The sequence below is a fragment of the Dethiobacter alkaliphilus AHT 1 genome (assembly GCF_000174415.1).
Taxonomy (GTDB): Bacteria; Bacillota; Dethiobacteria; order Dethiobacterales; family Dethiobacteraceae; genus Dethiobacter; species Dethiobacter alkaliphilus.
This window is the reverse complement of sequence record NZ_ACJM01000005.1, coordinates 59,083-77,877: the sequence shown is the minus strand read 5'-3', so window position 1 is coordinate 77,877 and position 18,795 is coordinate 59,083. Positions and strand designations below refer to the sequence as shown.

Here is an 18,795-nt window from a genome sequence, read left to right as displayed (position 1 = left end):
TAGAGCAAACCCTTCTTATCGTCGGGTTGCATGTAATGACCGGCTGGTCAATAATTATAAGACAAAACACCTGGCCAAATTAGACCAGGTGTTATCATTTGTGGAGAAGACCTTTGTTAGATGAGCGAAATCATCTATAAGAAGAGCTTCTTTTATTAATCAATATGCTGTTGCAATTGTTTCATCAGAAAATCTGTAGCTTCTTCTATTGAATATTTTTCACTGTCAATTTGGATATCGGGATTATCCGGCTGTTCATAAGGGCTTGAGATCCCGGTAAACTCAGGGATTTCCCCCGCCCTGGCCTTTTTGTAAAGACCTTTTACATCTCTTTTTTCACATTCTTCAAGTGATGTGCTGACAAATATCTCAATGAAGGCCTCACCAATGATTTCTTTGGCCTTCTCCCTGTCTTTTTTGTAGGGTGAGATAAATGAGGTGATGGTGATTAGTCCGGCATCATTCATCAGCCTGGACACTTCGGCAATCCGGCGAATATTTTCAATTCTGCCCTCTTCTGTAAAGCCCAAGTCTTTATTTAGGCCATGTCTCACATTGTCACCGTCAAGGAGCATGGTATGCTTGCCCATGGCCACCAATCTCTTTTCTAACTCGTTAGCAAGAGTTGATTTGCCGGAGCCTGACAATCCGGTAAACCAAAGAGTTAAAGGTTTTTGACCTTTTTGCTCTGCACGAATTTCCCGGGTGACATCGGTATTTTGCCAAACAACGTTGGTTGATCTGCTCAGAGAATGTTCTATAACACCACATGCGGAGGTCATGTTGGTTACCCGATCTATCAGAATTAATTCTCCCAGGGTATTATTGTTTTCAAATTTGTCAAAAACCATTTTTTCCGATAAAGCAATATCACAAACCGCGATTTCATTTTTGAATATTCTTTCGGCAGCAATCTGCTCGCCTGTATTAATATCAATTTTATACTTAATGGTCATTATATTGGCAGGCAGCGTTTTTGTCCCGTTTTTGAGCAGATAATTCCTGCCGGGCACCAATTCTTCATCGTCCATCCAGAGGATTTTGGCCGTAAACATGTCGGCAAGCTCCAGGGTTTTGTCTTTAACCAGGACACAACCTCTGGAAACATCTACTTCTCTGTCCAGTTGAATAGTTACAGGTTGCCCCAAAAAAGCAACATCACTTTCCTTGTCTGTGATATGAATGCTTTTTACTTTGGCTTTTTCTTTGCTGGGCAAGGTGGCAATCTCATCACCGACACTAACTTTGCCGGATTCTATTTGCCCCTGAAAGCCTCTAAAGGTGTGGTTTGGTCTGGAAACTCTTTGCACAGGCATAATAAATCCATCTTTGTCGGCTTCGGTCGCCACATCTACTTCCTCTAAATATGACAACAGGGGTAAGCCATCGTACCAGGGGGTATGATTGGAAGCATTGGTCACATTGTCCCCCTCTGTTGCAGAAACGGGGATAACCTTGATTGTTTCCAGATTCAAGTTAGCTGCAAGAGTGATAAAATCATCTTTAATTTCTAAAAATCTGTTTCTGTCGAAATTGATTAAGTCCATTTTGTTGACTGCCAAAACAATATGCTTGATCCCCATCAGAGCACAAATCCTGGTATGCCTTTTTGTCTGAGCGAGGATACCTTGGGTAGCATCGACCAGAATTACTGCCAAGTCGGCAAAAGATGCCCCCACCGCCATATTTCTGGTATACTGCTCATGTCCGGGACAATCAGCCACAATAAATGATCTACTCTCGGTGGTAAAATAGCGATAAGCTACATCTATAGTGATTCCCTGTTCTCTTTCCGCCATCAAACCGTCTAATAAAAGGGAGTAGTCGATTTTTCCATCACGGCAGCCAATTCTGCTATCCAACTCCAGGGCTTTTTCCTGGTCGGCAAAAAGCAGTTTGGCATCATAGAGCATGTGCCCTATCAGAGTAGATTTGCCATCATCGACAGAACCACAGGTGATAAACTTAAGTAAGCTTTTCATCTAAAAGTACCCCTCCCTCTTACGCCTTTCCATGCTGCCGGTAGCTTCGTGGTCTATAACTCTGCTGGTTCTCTCTGAGGAAATAGCACCTAACGTTTCTTCAATAACCTTATCCAGAGTATCAGCATCAGATTCGTAGCCGCCGGTAAGGGGATAGCAACCCAGCGTTCTGAAGCGTACTTTTTTGTTGACCACTTCTTCTCCAGGCAAAAGCTTTATTCTGTCATCATCCACCATAATGATATTACCATCCCGATAAACAACAGGCCTTTCTTTGGCTAAATACAAAGGCACAATATCTATTCTTTCTCTGCTGATATACTGCCAGATGTCTTTTTCCGTCCAGTTTGAGAGAGGAAAAACTCTGATGCTTTCACCTTTATTTATCCTGGTGTTGTACAGCTTCCACATTTCCGGACGCTGATTTTTGGGATCCCAGGCATGGGAAGAATTACGGAAAGAAAAAATTCTCTCTTTGGCGCGGGATTTTTCTTCATCCCGTCTGCCACCACCAAAGGCTGCCGTAAACCCATACTTGTCAAGAGCATCCTTCAAAGCCTGGGTTTTCATGATATCGGTGTAGGCCGCCCCATGGTCAAAGGGATTAATCCCTTGTTTTGCAGCCTCTTCATTGGTATATACAAGCATTTCAATACCCAACTCTTTGGCTTTTCTCTCCCGAAACTCTATCATTTCTTTAAACTTCCAGGTAGTGTCTATATGCATGAAAGGAAAAGGAGGCTTGTCGGGGTAAAAAGCCTTCATTGCCAAATGCAGCATAACCGAGCTATCTTTGCCTATGGAATAAAGCATGACGGGATTTTCGCATTCTGCTACAACTTCTCTTATTATATAGATAGCTTCAGCTTCCAACTGATCTAAGTGTGTTAACTCAAACGGCACTGATTGAACCATTATTGTTGCCTCCTTAATTTAGATTCCAAGCCATGTAATAGCAAACAAAATTTCCTCTGCTATTAACGCACTCACGACATAACCCAACCCTGTATCTCTTCTGAAACCACAGAATCCAGATTGGCAGGAATATAAACATACTTCAATATTTTAGTCACCAGGGCTCCCACCCTCCTATGTAAAAAAACTACGCCGCCCATAATCCAGTATTCCTATAGGACTTGTAGATATTTTAGCCTTTGCTACAAGATTTGTCAAGTATAATCATACTTAATGAGTACTCCTCCTCAAAGATAGCTTCTTTCGCTTTAGGCTTGGTTAAATCACTATAAAATGATACAATGCACACTCCCTGGACTATCTTTCAACGATACCGCTTCTCTCGAAACCCTTGTTTTCTCCCATTATAAATAGCTCTTCTTAAGAAAAGCTACAGGCAGCATCTGCCCTGTGTTGGGGTAGGAGAATTAGCAGTGAGCGCCTGTGCGCAATTCAAAAAGCGCCCGCAAAAACTGTCTCTTTTTAACATTGGAATTTACAATGATACAAGTATGAAAGCTATTTTTTAAAGAAAAGATACTGATAATAAACTATAGAAAAGGGGGTGTTACAAATCAAAATAAAAGACCGATTTCTTCTTGGTGTAATATCCGGCTTATTTGGTACCATACCAGTTGATGCACTAAACTCTGCTCAATATCGAATGGGTCTTACTGATAGAAAATACGCCCATATGGCTGCAAGATTTTTCACTCCTAAGGAAAGAACTATTCTCGGTCCTGTAGCGAATGAAACTCTAAATACGTCAATAGGTGTTATGATTGCCTATGCATTGTCGGCTTCCGGACGTGATTTTGCAGCGCTAAAAGGAGCAGGTGTCGGGGCACTGTATTGGTTTACGCTTTATGGCCTGACTACAGGCCTGGGGTTGTTGCCAAAGAGCAAGAAGCCGCTCTCCTCTATCTTAGGTTTCACTGACCACCTAATAGCGGGGGCTACCATTGGAATGATTGCGGGGAAATTGGGAGATGACTCCCTGTTTCCGGACAATAAAATAAAAACCGTAGAAGAAAAAACTCCTCTTATCTTCCACTAACTTCAAGCATCTTTGCGATGTCCGGATAACGGCATGCTCAGATTTAGCAACTTGAGGCAGGAAGGCCTTAATGCTCAGATCTCTGCAGCTTATAAGTGGAATAGAAATCTAATATAACAGAACTATTCATCATCCTTGTTATTCCTACCCATCCCTTAGAAGCAAGGGGCAAGCCATTTTTAGGGGGTAGGGTCTGAAAATAGAACACCTCCGACAGCCAGGATTACCTGGCTGTCGGAGGTGTTCTGTCCTTATACAAAATATTGAATTATAGCATATAACCCAAATCCCACTGCCAGTAGGATGTACATTAGCATTCAGGGTGAAATCCTTTTGAGCCAAGTGCTCTTTATCTTTTTCATTTACTACACCTCCTCCTTTTGACGCTGAAAACAGGAGAAACTCTACTCCTCTTAAGAACGAGTATACCATATTTAAATTGCTGCCGGCACATGGCTGTTAATTGTCCCTTGGTGGCAGCACCTACTCCCCAATTTCTACCACTGAGACCATATTAGCAGAAAACTGCTGAAAATTTAAAACATTATTAAATTGTTTTATCTCGGTTTCAGGGACATAATTACCTGAAAAAATCCATTTAAATAAAGGAGTCATCCAAAAACTTACATACCACTTGGGTTTGGTGGTAAATATTAAAAACAATTTACCGTTATCGTTAAGGAGTTTTTGTATTTCATTAATTAACTGTCCTTGATGTTCAAGATGAGATAAGACCCAGGTGCATAGAATAATATCATAAGTTCTATTATTTTTAATTTCATTATTTACAAAATCATATAAATCTTCTTGTAGAAACTCAATAGCAGAATCAGAAGGGAATTTATTTTTAGCTGCCTCTAGCATATTTGGTGTAAGATCAACTCCTACATAACTTTTAAAAGACAGGTTTAGTTCATGAATTTTTTCCAAGTTAACAGCTGTTCCACATCCTAACTCCAGTATTGTTTTATTTTTATCAACGTTAGATAATAAAAAATTACTGAATTTTTGTTCTGCTTTTTGTGAAAATACTTTGTTCCATAGATTTTTAAAAGGATCGTATAAACGGGCAATTATATTATAAAAATTCTTTGTTCTAGCTCTTTTATTTTCATTCAAAGTATCACTCTCCATTAAAAAACTTAGGGTCTAAATCTACTTGTTTTCTTCATATACTCTTCATACTCTGAACCAAACTTTTACAACAAAACCTTTTCTTCTTTCAGTGCTAAGCGGTAATAAATTATAAATAAAATAGGCGTCATCAAAACTCCCTGAGACAGGATGCTACTGCACTAGCACTGTTGTTATTCCCTTCCCCTTTGGCAGTACCTACCGTGGGGTCAGTAGCTTAAACACTTTCAATCTCTACAAAAGAAATAATGATATCTACTACTTCTTCAACAATATCGTGCTTTTTCACGAAAAGCAATACCTCTGGCCACAACATCTAGCGCCTTAACCTGCTCGCACATGATAACCCCTGTTGTTCGGGTGTGCATGGCCCCGGCCTCGGAACTCCTCATTCTCCAGAGATTATTAGAGTAAAGTGAGGAAAAACAAACACAATTAATCATAACGAATTCAGCACCATGAGGTCCGGAATGTAATCTGACATAAAATCATTATCATTATGAAGCAGTGCTAACTTGTTTTCAATAGCGGTTAGGGCAATAAGTATATCAATAGTACTTCGCGTGGTCACTTCCTTACGTCTCAAATCAAAGTAAATTCTGGCAGCCTTCTCATAAGTAGAGACTTCTGGCTTTAAATAATAGATTTGTTGAGTTGCAAGATATTCTTTTAAAGTATTAAACTCTGCCTCATTTCTCGCCCCTTGTAAAACTTCTTGATAGGTGTAGGACGATATTCCAAAAGGGATATCTCGGGAAAGAACATCTTTAAAAAGCTCTACTTTTTCATCTGCTTGTCCTTTTAAAAAACTAATAAGCACAGAGGTGTCAACTAGTACCATTAGTTAGCACCTCTTTCTCATTATTTTGTAATCATAATCATCCGTGAATTGAATTTTACCTTGCAGTTCCCTCAAGTCCTTACGTGTATGACGCTGCACAAACTCAGACAAAGCTTTGTTAACTACGTCCTTTTTCGTAGTTAATCCAGAAACATGCATCGCCTGTTCCAAAAGTTTGTCATCGATTACAATATTCGTACGCACATCAATACACCTCCTTATACACATTATATTACACATATCCTTTTTTCTCAATACATACAAAACGAAAAGCCGGCTCGGATCCAATTGGGCACACGACCTTCCGCTATTGGGAAAAGTTGACTTTAAGCTTTAAATTGAAATACAATAGTTTTAGGTGGTGGTTATTGATGGTACGTTTAAGTAGAATACCTGAAAAAATCAATATAAATTCTCACATTAAAGACATTCAAAACTATTTTAGTAACCGAGCTGAAATAGCTGCAGCTTTTCTGTTTGGTTCATACGGTACTCAATACCAAACCCCACTCAGTGATGTAGATATTGCTATTTTGTATATTCCAGGCACACCAGTAGATATAAAGAACCAATTGGAAATAATGAGCGATTTGGCCGACATCACCGGGGAAGAAGATATTAACGTAGTTGTCCTGAACAAAGCCCCCTTAACGGTTCAGTTTGAAGTGTTGAAAACAGGAAAGATTCTTGTAAAAAAAGAGCTGTATCTTGAAGACTTCCATGAATATGTCTGCAAACGTTATGCCGATTTCAAAATAGATTTGGACCAATTTAACGCAGATTACGATTCAGCCCTGCGGGAGGTGTACCTCAGTGGTCAATCGGGATAAAGTTCGCGATAAAATCCAGATAATAAAGAATAATGTCCGTAAGCTCGAAGCAATCAGGGAAAATAATATAGATGAATTTCTTGAAAACCCCTTAATGCCGGACGCTTCTATACGAATGTTGCAAGTATCTATCTAAGCCATGTTAGACATCTCCCATCATATAGTCTCTAGAAAGCATTTGGGAACGCCAAAAACATATCGTGAAACATTAGAATTGCTGGAACAGAATGGCATCATCGATAAAGAACATCTACCAACATTTATTAACATGGTTAAATTCCGTAACAGAGCTGTACATTTATATGATGAAATTGCTGAAGAGGAGATTTATAAAATAATCCAGAATCACCTAACCGATTGTGATAAGTTTATCGCTGCAATTGTACAGCATTGCATGAATGAACAATAGTCACTATATAAACTCTCCTATGAGCAATCCTGGCATATTAACCGGGTTGCTCTTTTATATTTAGGTAGTTATGCCTGCCCTGACGCCTCGAGAATCCTTTTTCCACATATCTCTTTCTGAGAGCCCGCGGACTCCAAATGTTTACGAAATTGCGAGGTCTGACCCACATAATAAAAAAAGCCAAGTCCTAAGACTTGACTGTTGCCACCATTTTGGTGGAGGCGAGCGAGTCGAACCCCTGTCAGCAGGCAGACTAGCGAAAGCGTCTACGAGTGTAGCCTCAGATTTGGTTTCATGCAGCGGCCTCCCTGAGACAGGATGCTACTGCACTAGTACTGTTGTTATTCCCTTCCCCTTTGGCAGTGCCTACCTTGGGGTCGGTAGCCTGATTAGTTGATGCCCGGACTGGTTCCTACAGGCTCGGATCCAGCGGACACGCTGCTTTAATTAAGCAGCGAGAGCGTAATTATCGTTGGCATAGTCGTTCCACGTTGTTGACCGGGCTTGCTTATAAAATTGTCCACATATTGCATACCATGTAATACAAATGTTATAATATTAATGAGGTGATATTTTTGAAAAAACTAAAATTAAGAAAAGTGGGAAACAGCTATGGGCTTACTCTTCCTAAGGAGTTACTTGAAAAGTATAACCTTAAAGAAGGTGAAGAACTTTATGTGGTAGAAAATAACCATGGATTTACCATAACCCCTTACGATCCTGACTTTGAAGAATGGGCGACTTCATTTGATAAAACCAATAAAAAGTATAAGAATGCTTTAAAGGAATTATCAAAATGAAAGCCATTATCTTTATTCCCAAACACATAATTATATTTTTTCATGAGCAATTAATTAATCTGTACGGGGGCAGTTCTGGAATTCGCGATGAGGGATTGCTCGATTCCGCGCTTGAACAACCCAAGGCCATGTTTGGTGGTTCTTATTTACATGATTCATTATTCAAAATGGCTGCAGCGTATGGTTTTCACCTGTGCAACAATCATCCTTTTATTGATGGAAATAAGCGAATTGCGTTAGTTGCCATGGACACCTTCCTGCAGAAAAATGGTTACGAAATCTGCGCATCAGAAAAAGAAGCCTATGAAATTATTATTAAATTGGCATCCGGCAATCTTACAAAGGAAGAACTGACTGAATGGTTAAAACAAAATACAAAAGATACTTAAAAAGAATCTAGGAAGCCACAGGCCGACCTGGATTCTTTTTTAGGAACAAAGCCAAAATTAAGCTGGCTATTCAGCATGAAAAAGCAACTAATATCCGCAAAGACTTCCTGCTGCATAAGCTCTCAACCAGGCTGATTCATGAAAGCAATTGATATGCATGGAAACGCTAAGCCCTAAGGGAATGATGAAAAACAGGCGCTTATCCAAAGCTATCGGTGATGCCAGGTCCTCTCACACCACCGGACGTACCGTTCAGTATCATATCTGGTTCGGATATGTTTTTAAAATAATCGACCCATCTACGGGTAACCTCCATTCCTTACTCTTTTTTCTTAATTTGTCATTCTTTATAGATCGGACCTGAACCTGGAAAATACAAAAAGCCAAGTCCTAAGACTTGACTTTGTCTCCATTTTGGTGGAGGCGAGGGGAGTCGAACCCCTGTCCGCAGGCAGACTAGCGAAAGCGTCTACGAGTGTAGCCTCAGATTTAATTTCATGCAGCGGCCTCCCTGAGACAGGATGCTACTGCACTAGCACTGTTGTTATTCCCTTCCCCTTTGGCAGTGCCTACCGTGGGGTCGGTAGCCTGATTAATTGATGCCCGGACTGGTTCCTACAGGCTCGGATCCAGCGGACACGCTGCTTTAATTAAGCAGCGAGAGCGTAATTATCGTTGGCATTTATAGCCGTTCCACGTTGTTGACCGGGTGCATGGGCCCGGACTCGCAACTCTCACCTATCCAACCCCCGTCGAATCCAAAACGCCCCCAGGTTTAGTATTGCTGTTTTTCCTTGAAGGCTCTCTCAACTTCACGCTTGGCTTCTTTGGCTGCCAGGGCCTGACGTTTATCGTACTGCTTTTTCCCTCGGGCCAAGGCAATCTCGATTTTAATGAAGCCTTTGCTTGCGTACATTTGGAGTGGGATTAAGGTGTAACCTTTTTCCTTGGTCAGCCCGATAAGGCGGCTGATTTGTCGGCGGTGCATAAGAAGCTTTCGCTTGCGAAGAGGTTCATGGTTAAAGCGGTTTCCCTGTTCATAGGGGCTGATGTGCAAATTATGGATGAAGATCTCATTGTTTTCAATACGGGCGTAGCTGTCTTTCAGGTTTACCTTGCCGGCCCGGATGGATTTAACCTCGGTACCGGTCAGGACCATGCCTGCCTCGTATTTCTCGTCAATGTGATAATCATGAAACGCTTTGCGGTTTTTAGCAAAAACCTTATCCATCCATAACCAACCTCTTCCGATAAATAACCCTATTTGCCAAAGACAAATAGGGCTACGACCATTCTTTCTTTACACCGTCTATCACATTATAACATTTGTCGGATTTTTCGTCAACCGCACTTGATTTAGTCGTTTTCTATTTCGGTGAGGACGAAGTCAATTTGCCGGTCTTCTTTGCTGGCGCGTTTGAGGATAACACGGACCGGTTTGCCGATGCGGTAGGTTTTACCGGTGCGCTCGCCTACCAGGGCCAGCTTGTCTTCGTGGAAATGGTAGTAATCGTCGTCCATACTGGAGACATGGACGAGACCTTCCACCAGGTTTTCCAGCTCGGCAAAGAGTCCAAAGGAGGTGACTCCGGAAATAACGGCGTCGAATTCCTGACCTTCTTTACCTTCCATGAATTCTACTTTCTTCATATCAACGCTTTCCCGCTCCGCTTCCATGGCCAGCCGTTCCCTCATGGAAGCCCGGTCTGCGCCGGCTTCGTTGTTTTTGGTGATTTTGCCCAGACGCTTTTGGGGCGGCATGCCCTGTAGGTACTCTCGCATCAGGCGGTGAATCATCAGATCCGGATAGCGGCGGATGGGTGAGGTAAAGTGAGAGTAGTATTCGGCAGCCAGACCGTAGTGGGGTGAGCGATGTGCGGAGTAGCGGGCCTGCTGCATGGTACGGAGCAGTAGTGTGTTAACTACCCGTTCTTCCGGTTTACCTTCCACCTCGTCCAGCAGCGCTTGCAGAGCACGGGAATGGATTTTATCCGGGGAACCTTTTAGCGACAGGCCCAGGTTATGGACAAATTCACGGAAGTTTTGCATCTTGGCTTCGCTGGGCTGTTCATGGACGCGATAGACAAAAGGCACTTCCATGCGGGAGAAGTGTTCTGCCACCGTTTCATTGCAGATCAGCATAAATTCTTCGATGATCATTTCCGCAATTGAGCGGGGTCGCGGTACAATGTCTATTGGTTTACCCTGTTCATCCAGTTTGACCTTTACCTCCGGCACGGCAAAATCCAAAGCGCCGCGGTCAAAACGGTTTTTACGCAGGATCATGGCCATTTCTTCCATCTTTTCAAACATAGGCACCAGCGGCTGGTAGCGCTTGCGTAAGTTTTCGTCTTTATCTACCAGGATATCGCGTACGTCATCATAGGTCATGCGCTCCTGGGTACGGATGACGCTGGGACCAAAATCATGGGAGACCACTTTTCCCTGATGGTTTAACTCCATGAAGACACTCATGGCCAGACGGTCTACCTGGGGGTTTAGGCTGCAGAGGTCATTGGACAGTTCCGGCGGGAGCATGGGAATTACCCGGTCCACCAGATAGATGCTGGTGCCGCGGTGGAAAGCTTCCTTATCCAGCGCGGTTCCTTCTTTGACATAATGGCCCACATCGGCGATGTGCACACCCAGTTCCCAGTTGCCGTTGTCTTTTTGGTGGAGAGAAACGGCATCGTCCAGGTCTTTGGCGTCGGCGCCGTCAATGGTCACCATGGGCAAATCGCGCAAATCCATACGACCTTCCAGGTCTTCGGGGGCTAAATCACGTCTAAAGGCTTTAATTTCTTTCATTACCTGGGAAGGAAAGTCTTCAGGCAGTTCGTATTTTTTAATAATGGATAGTGTGTCCACCCCTTTATCGCCGGGGTAGCCAAGGACATCTACCACAATTCCTTCGGGATTACGGCGTTTTTCCGGCCAGCGAGTTATCTCCACCTGCACCTTCATGCCGTTTTTTAACTGTTTAGCTTCACTTTTGGGGATAAAGATATCCTGGGAAATCCGCTGATCGTCAGGAATAACAAATCCATACTGCCGGCCGGATTCATAGCGGCCTACTATCAGATTGGAACGCCGCTTGAGAATACGGATAATTTCTCCCTCTGTGTTTCTGCCGCTGCCGCCTTTAATTAAACGGGCTACCACATGGTCACCATGCATGGCACCGTTCATCTGGTTGGCAGGGACAAAGACATCGGAAAAATCCCGGTTGTTGGGAATAATGAAGCCAAAACCGGCCTGATTCCCCTGCAGGGTGCCTACCATCAGATTCATTTTTTCCGGAACACCATAGCGGGCATAGCGGGTTTTGATAATCTTTCCTTCCTGCTCCATCTCTTCCAGGAGCTTATGGAAACGCTTAATGTCCCGCTTGTCCTCCACACCTAACTGTTGTGTCAACTCTTCGATTTTTAACGGTTTATATGCTCCTTCGCGCATATAGTTTAATACTTTTTCTTCAAAACTCATAGCGGGCCTCTTTTCTTTTAAAGTCCTAATTCCTTAGCATTTTGCTGCATAGCTTCCAGGGATAGCGTGATAAACTGCTCCAGGTCCATTCCCAGTTCACTGCAGGCCTGAATTTGCTCACGGTTTGCGCCCCGGGCAAACTGCTTCTCACCAAAGCGGTTTAAAACAAACTGTGCATCAATGGACGCCAATTTTTTATCCGGGTGGATGAGGGCTGCGGCCACAATCAGGCCGGTGACCGGATCGGCGGCGTACAAAGCCTTGTCCATTTCGCTTTCCCGGGGAAAACCTAATGCCTCATTATGGGCACGAACAGCCTGGATTATCTCCTGGGGAAAATCCATTTCCTGCAACATCTGTACTGTGAGCAGACCATGCTGCTCAGGGCTGTCGCAGGTTTTATCATAGTCCAGATCGTGAATCAGCCCTGCTAAACGCCAGGTTGTTTCATCTTTACCGAAATGTCGTGCCAGTGCACCCATTACCGCTTCCGTTGCAATCATGTGCTTAATTAAGTTTTTGTTTTTTACATGTTTTTTAACCAGGGTAAGTGCTTCTGTTCTCTCCACTGTAAAATCACCTCTGCTAAAGTAGTATGGTCAAATTTAGTCATTTGCATGAGTTTAGCATCATTATTTTACTTATTCTTGGCAATGGTGCAATTTACCTGCCAGATGATAATGATTGTCAAATCGTTAGAGATTTTTAAGATTTGTGTAGGAAAATGAGGTTGTCTGCACAAATTTGCACACTTTGTGCGAAAAAAGGTCCGTCCCTGATTTGCAGGAAAAAAAGAGCGGCCGTGAAGGCCGCTCTTTGACGTTGCGTTATTGTTTTGTTTTAGAAGAGACGTTCGATAAGGGGTACGATCTGTGTGAATACCGGGGCGAAAACCAGAGCCACGATGCTCATCAGCTTGATGAGGATGTTGAGGGAAGGACCGGAGGTGTCTTTGAAGGGGTCACCTACGGTGTCACCTACAACAGCAGCCTTATGAGGCTCGGAGCCTTTACCGCCGTGTGCACCGGTTTCGATGTACTTTTTGGCGTTATCCCATGCACCGCCGGCGTTGGCCATGAAAATAGCCATCAATACACCGGCTGCCAAAGCGCCGGCCAACAGGCCGCCTAATGCTTCGGGTCCGAGGATAAAGCCGGTTAACAGCGGGACAACTACGGCCAGGAGACCAGGGAGAACCATCTGACGCAGTGCTGCTGCTGTGGAAATGTCTACACAGCGGGCATGGTCAGGCTTGGCTTTACCTTCCATCAGGCCGGGGATTTCTTTAAACTGCCTGCGTACTTCTTCAATCATATCGAATGCTGCACGACCCACCGCTTCCATGGTCAAAGCGGCAAAGAAGAAGGGCAGCATAGCACCGATCAAGAGACCGGCGATAACAGTTGCGTCGGTGATGTCGATGCTGGGAATACCTGCTTCCTGAGTGTAGGCAGAGAACAGGGCCAGCGCGGTAAGTGCGGCGGAGCCGATAGCAAAACCTTTACCGATGGCGGCAGTGGTGTTACCCATGGCATCCAGTTCGTCGGTAATTTTACGGACGGACTTGTCCAACTCAGCCATTTCCGCGATACCACCGGCGTTATCGGCGATGGGACCGTAAGCGTCAACGGCAATGGTCATACCGGCGGTGGCCAACATACCTACAGCGGAGATGGCAATGCCGTACAGACCGGAAGTGGTGTAAGCAATGAGAATTGCTATGGCGATAACCAGAATGGGCAGCAAGGTAGAACGCATACCCACAGCCAGGCCGGAGATGATGTTGGTGGCCGGGCCGGTATTGGAAGCTTCGGCAATCCCTTTAACTGGTCCGTAATGATCGGAAGTATAGTATTCGGTAATACGGGCGATCAAAAGGCCGGCAATCAGACCGGAAATAACAGCGGCAAACGGCCCCATGCCGTTAAACATTACACCTTCAAGACCGGCAAAGGAATCTCTCAAGCTGGCTGTCAGGAAGTAAGCTGCAATAACAACCAGGCCGCCTGCGACCCAGGTGCCGCGCTCCAGAGCTGCGGAAAGGTTGGCGCCTTCCTTGGCCTTAACAAAAAACGTACCGATGATAGCGGCAACAATACCGGTGGATGCTACCAACATGGGTAACAGTACACCGTCAATACCAAAGGCCACGATACCGATGGTCATGGCAGCAATGATGGAACCCACATAAGATTCGAACAGGTCGGCACCCATACCGGCCACGTCACCTACGTTGTCGCCTACGTTGTCGGCGATAACGGCGGGGTTACGGGGATCATCTTCCGGGATACCCGCTTCAACCTTACCAACCAGGTCGGCACCTACGTCGGCAGCTTTGGTGTAGATACCGCCGCCAACACGGGCGAACAGCGCAATGGAGCTGGCGCCCAGAGCGTAACCGGTAAGAACCTGAGCGTCTCCAAAGATGATGTACAGAACGCCTAACCCCAGCAGACCCAAGCCTACTACGGAAAGACCCATAACCGCACCACCGGAGAAAGCCACGGTCAGTGCTTCGTTGGTACCTGTCTGCGCCGCATTAGTTGTGCGCACGTTGGCTCTGGTGGCAATACTCATGCCGATAAAGCCGGCCAGACCTGAAGCTACGGAACCAACCACATAAGCGATGGCTGTGCTAAGGTCAATAGCAAATGTGATAACGAAGAAAAGGATAATGACGAAGATGAAGAGTGCGCGGTATTCGCGGCTTAGGAAAGCCATGGCACCTTCATGGATAGCTTCGGAGATTTCCTTCATCCGGTCATTACCGGGGTCCGCACTGTTTACTCTGGATGTCAGGTAAAAGGCGAACAGCAGGCCCACTATCCCAGCGACAGGGGCTAAGTACAACAGATTGTCCATTCTTTTTACTCCTCCTTCTGTTTAAAAATATATGTGTCTCTTATCCCGGCAGCCGGGCTAAGCACTCAATGATGTCAGCACGATGGCCAGTACCATAAACAGGACCGCAAAAACAATGGTTAGTTTGGACAGAAAATCATCAACGCCCTTTTTCTTGCCAAATGCGGACTGTGCTCCTCCACCACCAAAAGCACCTGACATTCCTGCAGACTTGCCGGATTGCATAAGTACAGATGCAATCATACCGATGGCGGCTACTAAATAAACCAGATTCAATACTACTTCCATGCGACGACACCTCCTTTTAATGGAGCTTTACAAAACAAATTGTCAAAATATTAAGGAAATAATTATTCCTGACCCACAAGGGGTCAAGTCATAAAGATATTTTAACACACCGATTTGGAAAAGACAACAAACGTTTATGCCTTTCTTTTGGCAAACGGGTTGCCTGCAAATCCCATGCTTTCGCCAACCTGCTCCTGAATACGCAGTAGTTGGTTATACTTGGCAACCCGGTCCACACGGGAAGGGGCGCCGGTTTTAATTTGTCCGGCAGAAGTTGCCACAGACAGATCGGCAATGGTAGTGTCGTCGGTCTCACCGGAACGATGGGATATAACGGCATTATATCCATTTTTCTGAGCCAATGCAATGCAGTCCAGCGTTTCGGTTACAGTGCCGATCTGGTTTAGTTTAATCAGGATGGCGTTTCCGGTGGCTGTATCAATTCCCCTTTGCAGACGTTCCATATTGGTGACAAACAGGTCGTCTCCCACCAACTGCACGTTCCCGCCGAGACGGTCGGTAAGCAGCTTCCAGCCTTCCCAGTCATCTTCAGACAGGCCGTCCTCAATAGATACGATGGGATAGGTGCTAACCAGCTTTTGATAAAAGTCCACCATTTCATCCGCAGTTTTCTGCAAACCTTCTCCCGCCAGATGATACATACCGTCCTGATACATTTCCGTTGCCGCCACATCCAGCGCCAGCACAATATCGGTGCCGGGGTCATAGCCCGCTGCTTCGATGGCAGTCATGATGACTTCCAGAGCTGCTTCATTGGAGGACAGGTTTGGGGCAAAGCCGCCTTCATCGCCCACCGCAGTATTCAGCCCCTGTTTCTGCAGTACTTTTTTCAGGTGATGAAACACCTCAGTGCCCATGCGCAGCGCTTCACCGAAGTTGGGAGCGCCCACAGGCATAACCATAAATTCCTGAATATCCACATTATTGTCGGCATGCATGCCGCCGTTTAAAATATTCATCATGGGTACCGGCAGCATTTTGGCATTGGCGCCGCCCAGGTAGCGGTATAAAGGAAGGCCAAGTGCATTGGCCGCCGCATTGGCCACCGCCATGGAAACGCCCAGGATTGCATTTGCTCCCAGCTTCCCTTTATTGGGTGTGCCGTCCAGCTCAATTAGTGCTTTATCGATGGCGGTTTGATCCAGGGCATCCATATCACCCAGGTTAGGGGCAATGATTTCGTTAACATTGGTAACGGCCTGCTTTACACCTTTGCCCATATAACGGTGGCCATCGTTATCGCGCAGTTCCACCGCTTCAAACGCTCCGGTGGATGCACCGGAGGGTACAGCCGCCCGGCCAAAGGCTCCGCCGGCTAAAAGTACGTCCACTTCCACAGTGGGGTTTCCCCGTGAATCCAGGATTTCACGTGCAAAAATCTCTACAATATTGGTCACTTCACTGGCCTCCTATTTCTTTTTCCTGTTATCTGCCCGGATCAATAATGAAGAACCGGTCATTTCCGCTGGCGTTTCCAGATTTAGTATATCCAAAACGGTGGGAGCCACATCAGCCAGAATTCCCTGTTTCTTCAGGCGATAATCTTTTGCCGCCAGGATAAAGGGAACCGGATTTGGTGTGTGGGCAGTAAAGGTCCGGTTATTGCGGCCTGAAGTCATCTGTTCCGCATTACCGTGGTCTGCGGTCACAATGGCCACTCCGCCTTTCTCCAAAACGGCGGGAACAACTCTGCTCAGACAGCTGTCCACCGTTTCCACCGCTTTAACCGCCGCTTCCAACACACCGGTATGGCCTACCATATCGGGATTGGCATAATTAATAATCACCACGTCGAACTTGTCGGCGGCGATTTCCTCCAGCAGACGGTCGGTAACCTCCGGGGCACTCATCTCCGGCTGCAGGTTGTATGTAGGTACCTTGGGTGAAGGAATAAGAATCCGCTCTTCCCCGTCAAAGCACTTTTCTTCCCCTCCGCTGAAAAAGAAAGTGACGTGGGCGTATTTTTCCGTCTCTGCAATACGCAGCTGTTTCAGGCCCGCTGCGGCCAAGACCTCACCCAGGGTGTCTGTGGGATGGTCGGGCGGAAAGGCCACCGGGGCATCAATGCGCTCATCGTATTGGGTCATGCAGACAAAATAGGGATAAGGCGCAGATTCACCACGCTCAAAGCCTGCAAAGTCTGAATCGGTAAAAGTGCGGGTAATTTGCCTGGCCCGGTCCGGGCGAAAGTTAAAAAAAATCACCGCATCGTCGTCACCGATGGTGGCCACGGGTTGGCCATCATCCTCGAGAATAACCGTGGGTGCCACAAATTCATCTGTTTCCCCATGTTCATAAGCATTTTCCAGGGCATGCAGCGAAGTTGCTGCCGCTTCCCCAGTGCCGTAAACCATGGAGCGGTAGGCACGCTCCACCCGTTCCCACCGCTTATCTCTGTCCATGGTAAAATAGCGGCCTGATACGGTGGCCACTTTACCCACACCGATGTCACTTATTTTATCTTCCAGTGCAGACAGATATTCCTCGGCACTGGTGGGACCTACGTCGCGGCCGTCCAGCACCGCGTGAACATAGACCTTGTCCACATTCTGGCTTTTGGCCAGCTCCAGCAGGGCATACAGGTGTGTATTGTGACTGTGTACACCGCCGTCGGAAAGCAGGCCTAAAAGGTGCAGCGCAGACCCTTTGTTCTTTACGTGCCGGATGGCTGCCAGCAGTTCCTTATTTTCAAAAAAATCGCCGTCTTCGATGGATTTGCTGATGCGGGTCAGCTCCTGATAGACGATACGGCCTGCTCCGATATTTAAATGGCCTACCTCCGAGTTGCCCATCTGTCCTTCCGGCAGGCCCACGGCTTCGCCGCTGGCTTTCAGGCGGGCTACGGAATAGTCCTCCTGCAGGCTATGGAAAAAAGGCGTTTTAGCCTGATAAATGGCGTTACCGATGCGCTTGCGTCCCAGGCCCCAACCATCGAGAACAATTAAAACCAAAGGCCTGGGGCGGCTCATGATACAGCCGCTCCCAGGGCGTTGTGAACAATTCCGGCAAATAAATCCGCATCAAGGCTGGCACCGCCTACCAGGGCGCCGTCGATTTCAGGCTCCCGCATAAATTCCTGGATATTATCCGGCTTGACACTGCCACCGTATTGAATGCGAACATCACGGGCCAGCTTCAGGCTAAACATTTCTCCCAGAACTTTACGAATGTGCTGAGCTACCTGGGCCGCATCGGTGCCGGTGGCAGCCTGTCCGCTACCAATGGCCCAGACCGGTTCATAGGCAATGACAGCTTTGCGTGCCTGGGACGGGTCCAGACCGGTGAGAGCCACGGTTACCTGTTCGCTAATCACCGACATGGTCTGGCCGCTCTGACGCTCTTGCTGGGTCTCACCCACGCAGATGATGGGGGTAAGATCATGGGCAAAGGCCGCCTTTGCCTTCCGGGCCACGTGCTGGTCGGTCTCGCCAAAAAGCTGGCGTCGCTCCGAGTGTCCCACAATTACATAATGCACACCAATATCTTTTAAAAGCAGGGGAGATACCTCCCCGGTAAACGCGCCGGCTTCTTCCCAGTACATGTTCTGTGCACCGAGTTTTAGCCCGTATGTACGGCATGGTTCTGCAATAATGCCCAACAGGGGGTGCGGAGGGCAAACCACCGCCTCCACTGAATCCGCTCTGAGCTGTTCGCCCAAACTTTCCACAAAATCCACTGCCTCTTGGCTGTCTTTGTGCATTTTCCAGTTTGCTGCGATAATGGGTATCCGCATACCAAACCC

The 18,795-nt window shown here is 46.1% G+C and carries 18 protein-coding genes and 1 other RNA gene; 5 read left to right on the top strand and 14 right to left on the bottom strand.

Going from position 1 to position 18,795, the window contains the following annotated elements:
• Positions 1-155 precede the first annotated feature (155 nt).
• Together cysC and cysD are read right to left on the bottom strand one after the other, a co-directional pair.
• Positions 156-1,982, bottom strand: coding sequence for an adenylyl-sulfate kinase (gene cysC / locus DEALDRAFT_RS05900; protein WP_008515776.1), 1,827 nt, complete (start codon positions 1,980-1,982; stop codon positions 156-158).
• Positions 1,983-2,897, bottom strand: a complete 915-nt coding sequence (cysD, locus tag DEALDRAFT_RS05895) for a sulfate adenylyltransferase subunit CysD (RefSeq protein WP_008515775.1) — start codon at positions 2,895-2,897, stop codon at positions 1,983-1,985.
• Positions 2,898-3,501: 604 nt separating this feature from the next.
• Here cysD and DEALDRAFT_RS05890 point away from each other — a divergent pair.
• On the top strand, positions 3,502-3,993 hold the full coding sequence (locus DEALDRAFT_RS05890; RefSeq protein WP_050780776.1) for a hypothetical protein: 492 nt from the start codon (positions 3,502-3,504) through the stop codon (positions 3,991-3,993).
• 483 nt (positions 3,994-4,476) lie between these two features.
• Here the strand turns inward: DEALDRAFT_RS05890 and DEALDRAFT_RS05885 are convergent, their stop codons facing one another.
• From DEALDRAFT_RS05885 to DEALDRAFT_RS05875, 3 genes are all read right to left on the bottom strand, one after another.
• The gene (locus DEALDRAFT_RS05885) at positions 4,477-5,112 is read right to left on the bottom strand and encodes a class I SAM-dependent DNA methyltransferase (RefSeq protein ID WP_008515772.1); all 636 of its coding nucleotides are present in this window, start codon (positions 5,110-5,112) and stop codon (positions 4,477-4,479) included.
• A gap of 454 nt (positions 5,113-5,566) precedes the next feature.
• On the bottom strand, positions 5,567-5,968 hold the full coding sequence (gene vapC / locus DEALDRAFT_RS05880; protein WP_008515762.1) for a type II toxin-antitoxin system VapC family toxin: 402 nt from the start codon (positions 5,966-5,968) through the stop codon (positions 5,567-5,569).
• A gap of 3 nt (positions 5,969-5,971) precedes the next feature.
• Positions 5,972-6,172, bottom strand: a complete 201-nt coding sequence (locus tag DEALDRAFT_RS05875; protein ID WP_008515761.1) for a type II toxin-antitoxin system VapB family antitoxin — start codon at positions 6,170-6,172, stop codon at positions 5,972-5,974.
• Positions 6,173-6,339: 167 nt separating this feature from the next.
• Between DEALDRAFT_RS05875 and mntA the strand changes: the two genes are divergently transcribed.
• The 4 genes from mntA to DEALDRAFT_RS05855 all read left to right on the top strand — a co-directional run bounded on the left by mntA (position 6,340) and on the right by DEALDRAFT_RS05855 (position 8,396).
• On the top strand, positions 6,340-6,798 hold the full coding sequence (mntA, locus tag DEALDRAFT_RS05870) for a type VII toxin-antitoxin system MntA family adenylyltransferase antitoxin (protein ID WP_008515760.1): 459 nt from the start codon (positions 6,340-6,342) through the stop codon (positions 6,796-6,798).
• A 139-nt stretch (positions 6,799-6,937) separates the two neighbouring features.
• Entirely contained in the window at positions 6,938-7,207 is a 270-nt protein-coding gene (hepT, locus tag DEALDRAFT_RS17545; RefSeq protein ID WP_008515757.1) for a type VII toxin-antitoxin system HepT family RNase toxin, read from the top strand.
• A 575-nt stretch (positions 7,208-7,782) separates the two neighbouring features.
• Positions 7,783-8,007: an AbrB/MazE/SpoVT family DNA-binding domain-containing protein gene (locus tag DEALDRAFT_RS05860; protein WP_008515755.1), complete on the top strand. Its 225-nt coding sequence runs from the start codon at positions 7,783-7,785 to the stop codon at positions 8,005-8,007.
• Positions 8,004-8,396: a type II toxin-antitoxin system death-on-curing family toxin gene (locus DEALDRAFT_RS05855; RefSeq protein WP_008515754.1), complete on the top strand. Its 393-nt coding sequence runs from the start codon at positions 8,004-8,006 to the stop codon at positions 8,394-8,396. Before DEALDRAFT_RS05860 ends, DEALDRAFT_RS05855 begins: the two co-directional genes overlap by 4 nt.
• Before the next feature lie 415 nt (positions 8,397-8,811).
• Here DEALDRAFT_RS05855 and ssrA read toward each other — a convergent pair.
• From ssrA to tpiA, 9 genes are all read right to left on the bottom strand, one after another.
• Positions 8,812-9,167, bottom strand: a transfer-messenger RNA (tmRNA) gene (gene ssrA, locus DEALDRAFT_RS16430).
• A 4-nt stretch (positions 9,168-9,171) separates the two neighbouring features.
• Entirely contained in the window at positions 9,172-9,627 is a 456-nt protein-coding gene (smpB, locus tag DEALDRAFT_RS05850; protein ID WP_008515753.1) for an SsrA-binding protein SmpB, read from the bottom strand.
• A gap of 125 nt (positions 9,628-9,752) precedes the next feature.
• Entirely contained in the window at positions 9,753-11,882 is a 2,130-nt protein-coding gene (gene rnr / locus DEALDRAFT_RS05845) for a ribonuclease R (protein ID WP_008515752.1), read from the bottom strand.
• A 17-nt stretch (positions 11,883-11,899) separates the two neighbouring features.
• Complete coding sequence (locus DEALDRAFT_RS05840; RefSeq protein WP_008515751.1) at positions 11,900-12,451, bottom strand: HDIG domain-containing metalloprotein; 552 nt, start codon at positions 12,449-12,451, stop codon at positions 11,900-11,902.
• A 271-nt stretch (positions 12,452-12,722) separates the two neighbouring features.
• Positions 12,723-14,744, bottom strand: coding sequence for a sodium-translocating pyrophosphatase (locus DEALDRAFT_RS05835; RefSeq protein ID WP_008515750.1), 2,022 nt, complete (start codon positions 14,742-14,744; stop codon positions 12,723-12,725).
• Positions 14,745-14,801: 57 nt separating this feature from the next.
• Positions 14,802-15,032, bottom strand: coding sequence for a preprotein translocase subunit SecG (secG, locus tag DEALDRAFT_RS05830; RefSeq protein ID WP_008515749.1), 231 nt, complete (start codon positions 15,030-15,032; stop codon positions 14,802-14,804).
• A gap of 134 nt (positions 15,033-15,166) precedes the next feature.
• Entirely contained in the window at positions 15,167-16,450 is a 1,284-nt protein-coding gene (eno, locus tag DEALDRAFT_RS05825; protein WP_008515748.1) for a phosphopyruvate hydratase, read from the bottom strand.
• A 12-nt stretch (positions 16,451-16,462) separates the two neighbouring features.
• Entirely contained in the window at positions 16,463-18,022 is a 1,560-nt protein-coding gene (gpmI, locus tag DEALDRAFT_RS05820; RefSeq protein WP_008515747.1) for a 2,3-bisphosphoglycerate-independent phosphoglycerate mutase, read from the bottom strand.
• On the bottom strand, positions 18,019-18,786 hold the full coding sequence (gene tpiA / locus DEALDRAFT_RS05815) for a triose-phosphate isomerase (protein ID WP_008515746.1): 768 nt from the start codon (positions 18,784-18,786) through the stop codon (positions 18,019-18,021). The genes gpmI and tpiA overlap by 4 nt, the downstream gene beginning before the upstream one ends.
• Between the last annotated feature and the right edge of the window lie 9 nt (positions 18,787-18,795).

Excerpts from the sequence above, each read along its gene's own strand:
- cysD (WP_008515775.1), bottom strand. The coding sequence starts at position 2,897 with ATGGTTCAATCAGTGCCGTTTGAGTTAACACACTTAGATCAGTTGGAA.
- hepT (WP_008515757.1), top strand. The coding sequence starts at position 6,938 with ATGTTAGACATCTCCCATCATATAGTCTCTAGAAAGCATTTGGGAACG.
- vapC (WP_008515762.1), bottom strand. The coding sequence starts at position 5,968 with ATGGTACTAGTTGACACCTCTGTGCTTATTAGTTTTTTAAAAGGACAA.
- tpiA (WP_008515746.1), bottom strand. The coding sequence starts at position 18,786 with ATGCGGATACCCATTATCGCAGCAAACTGGAAAATGCACAAAGACAGC.
- DEALDRAFT_RS05835 (WP_008515750.1), bottom strand. The coding sequence starts at position 14,744 with ATGGACAATCTGTTGTACTTAGCCCCTGTCGCTGGGATAGTGGGCCTG.
- gpmI (WP_008515747.1), bottom strand. The coding sequence starts at position 18,022 with ATGAGCCGCCCCAGGCCTTTGGTTTTAATTGTTCTCGATGGTTGGGGC.
- secG (WP_008515749.1), bottom strand. The coding sequence starts at position 15,032 with ATGGAAGTAGTATTGAATCTGGTTTATTTAGTAGCCGCCATCGGTATG.
- smpB (WP_008515753.1), bottom strand. The coding sequence starts at position 9,627 with ATGGATAAGGTTTTTGCTAAAAACCGCAAAGCGTTTCATGATTATCAC.
- cysC (WP_008515776.1), bottom strand. The coding sequence starts at position 1,982 with ATGAAAAGCTTACTTAAGTTTATCACCTGTGGTTCTGTCGATGATGGC.
- rnr (WP_008515752.1), bottom strand. The coding sequence starts at position 11,882 with ATGAGTTTTGAAGAAAAAGTATTAAACTATATGCGCGAAGGAGCATAT.
- mntA (WP_008515760.1), top strand. The coding sequence starts at position 6,340 with ATGGTACGTTTAAGTAGAATACCTGAAAAAATCAATATAAATTCTCAC.
- DEALDRAFT_RS05855 (WP_008515754.1), top strand. The coding sequence starts at position 8,004 with ATGAAAGCCATTATCTTTATTCCCAAACACATAATTATATTTTTTCAT.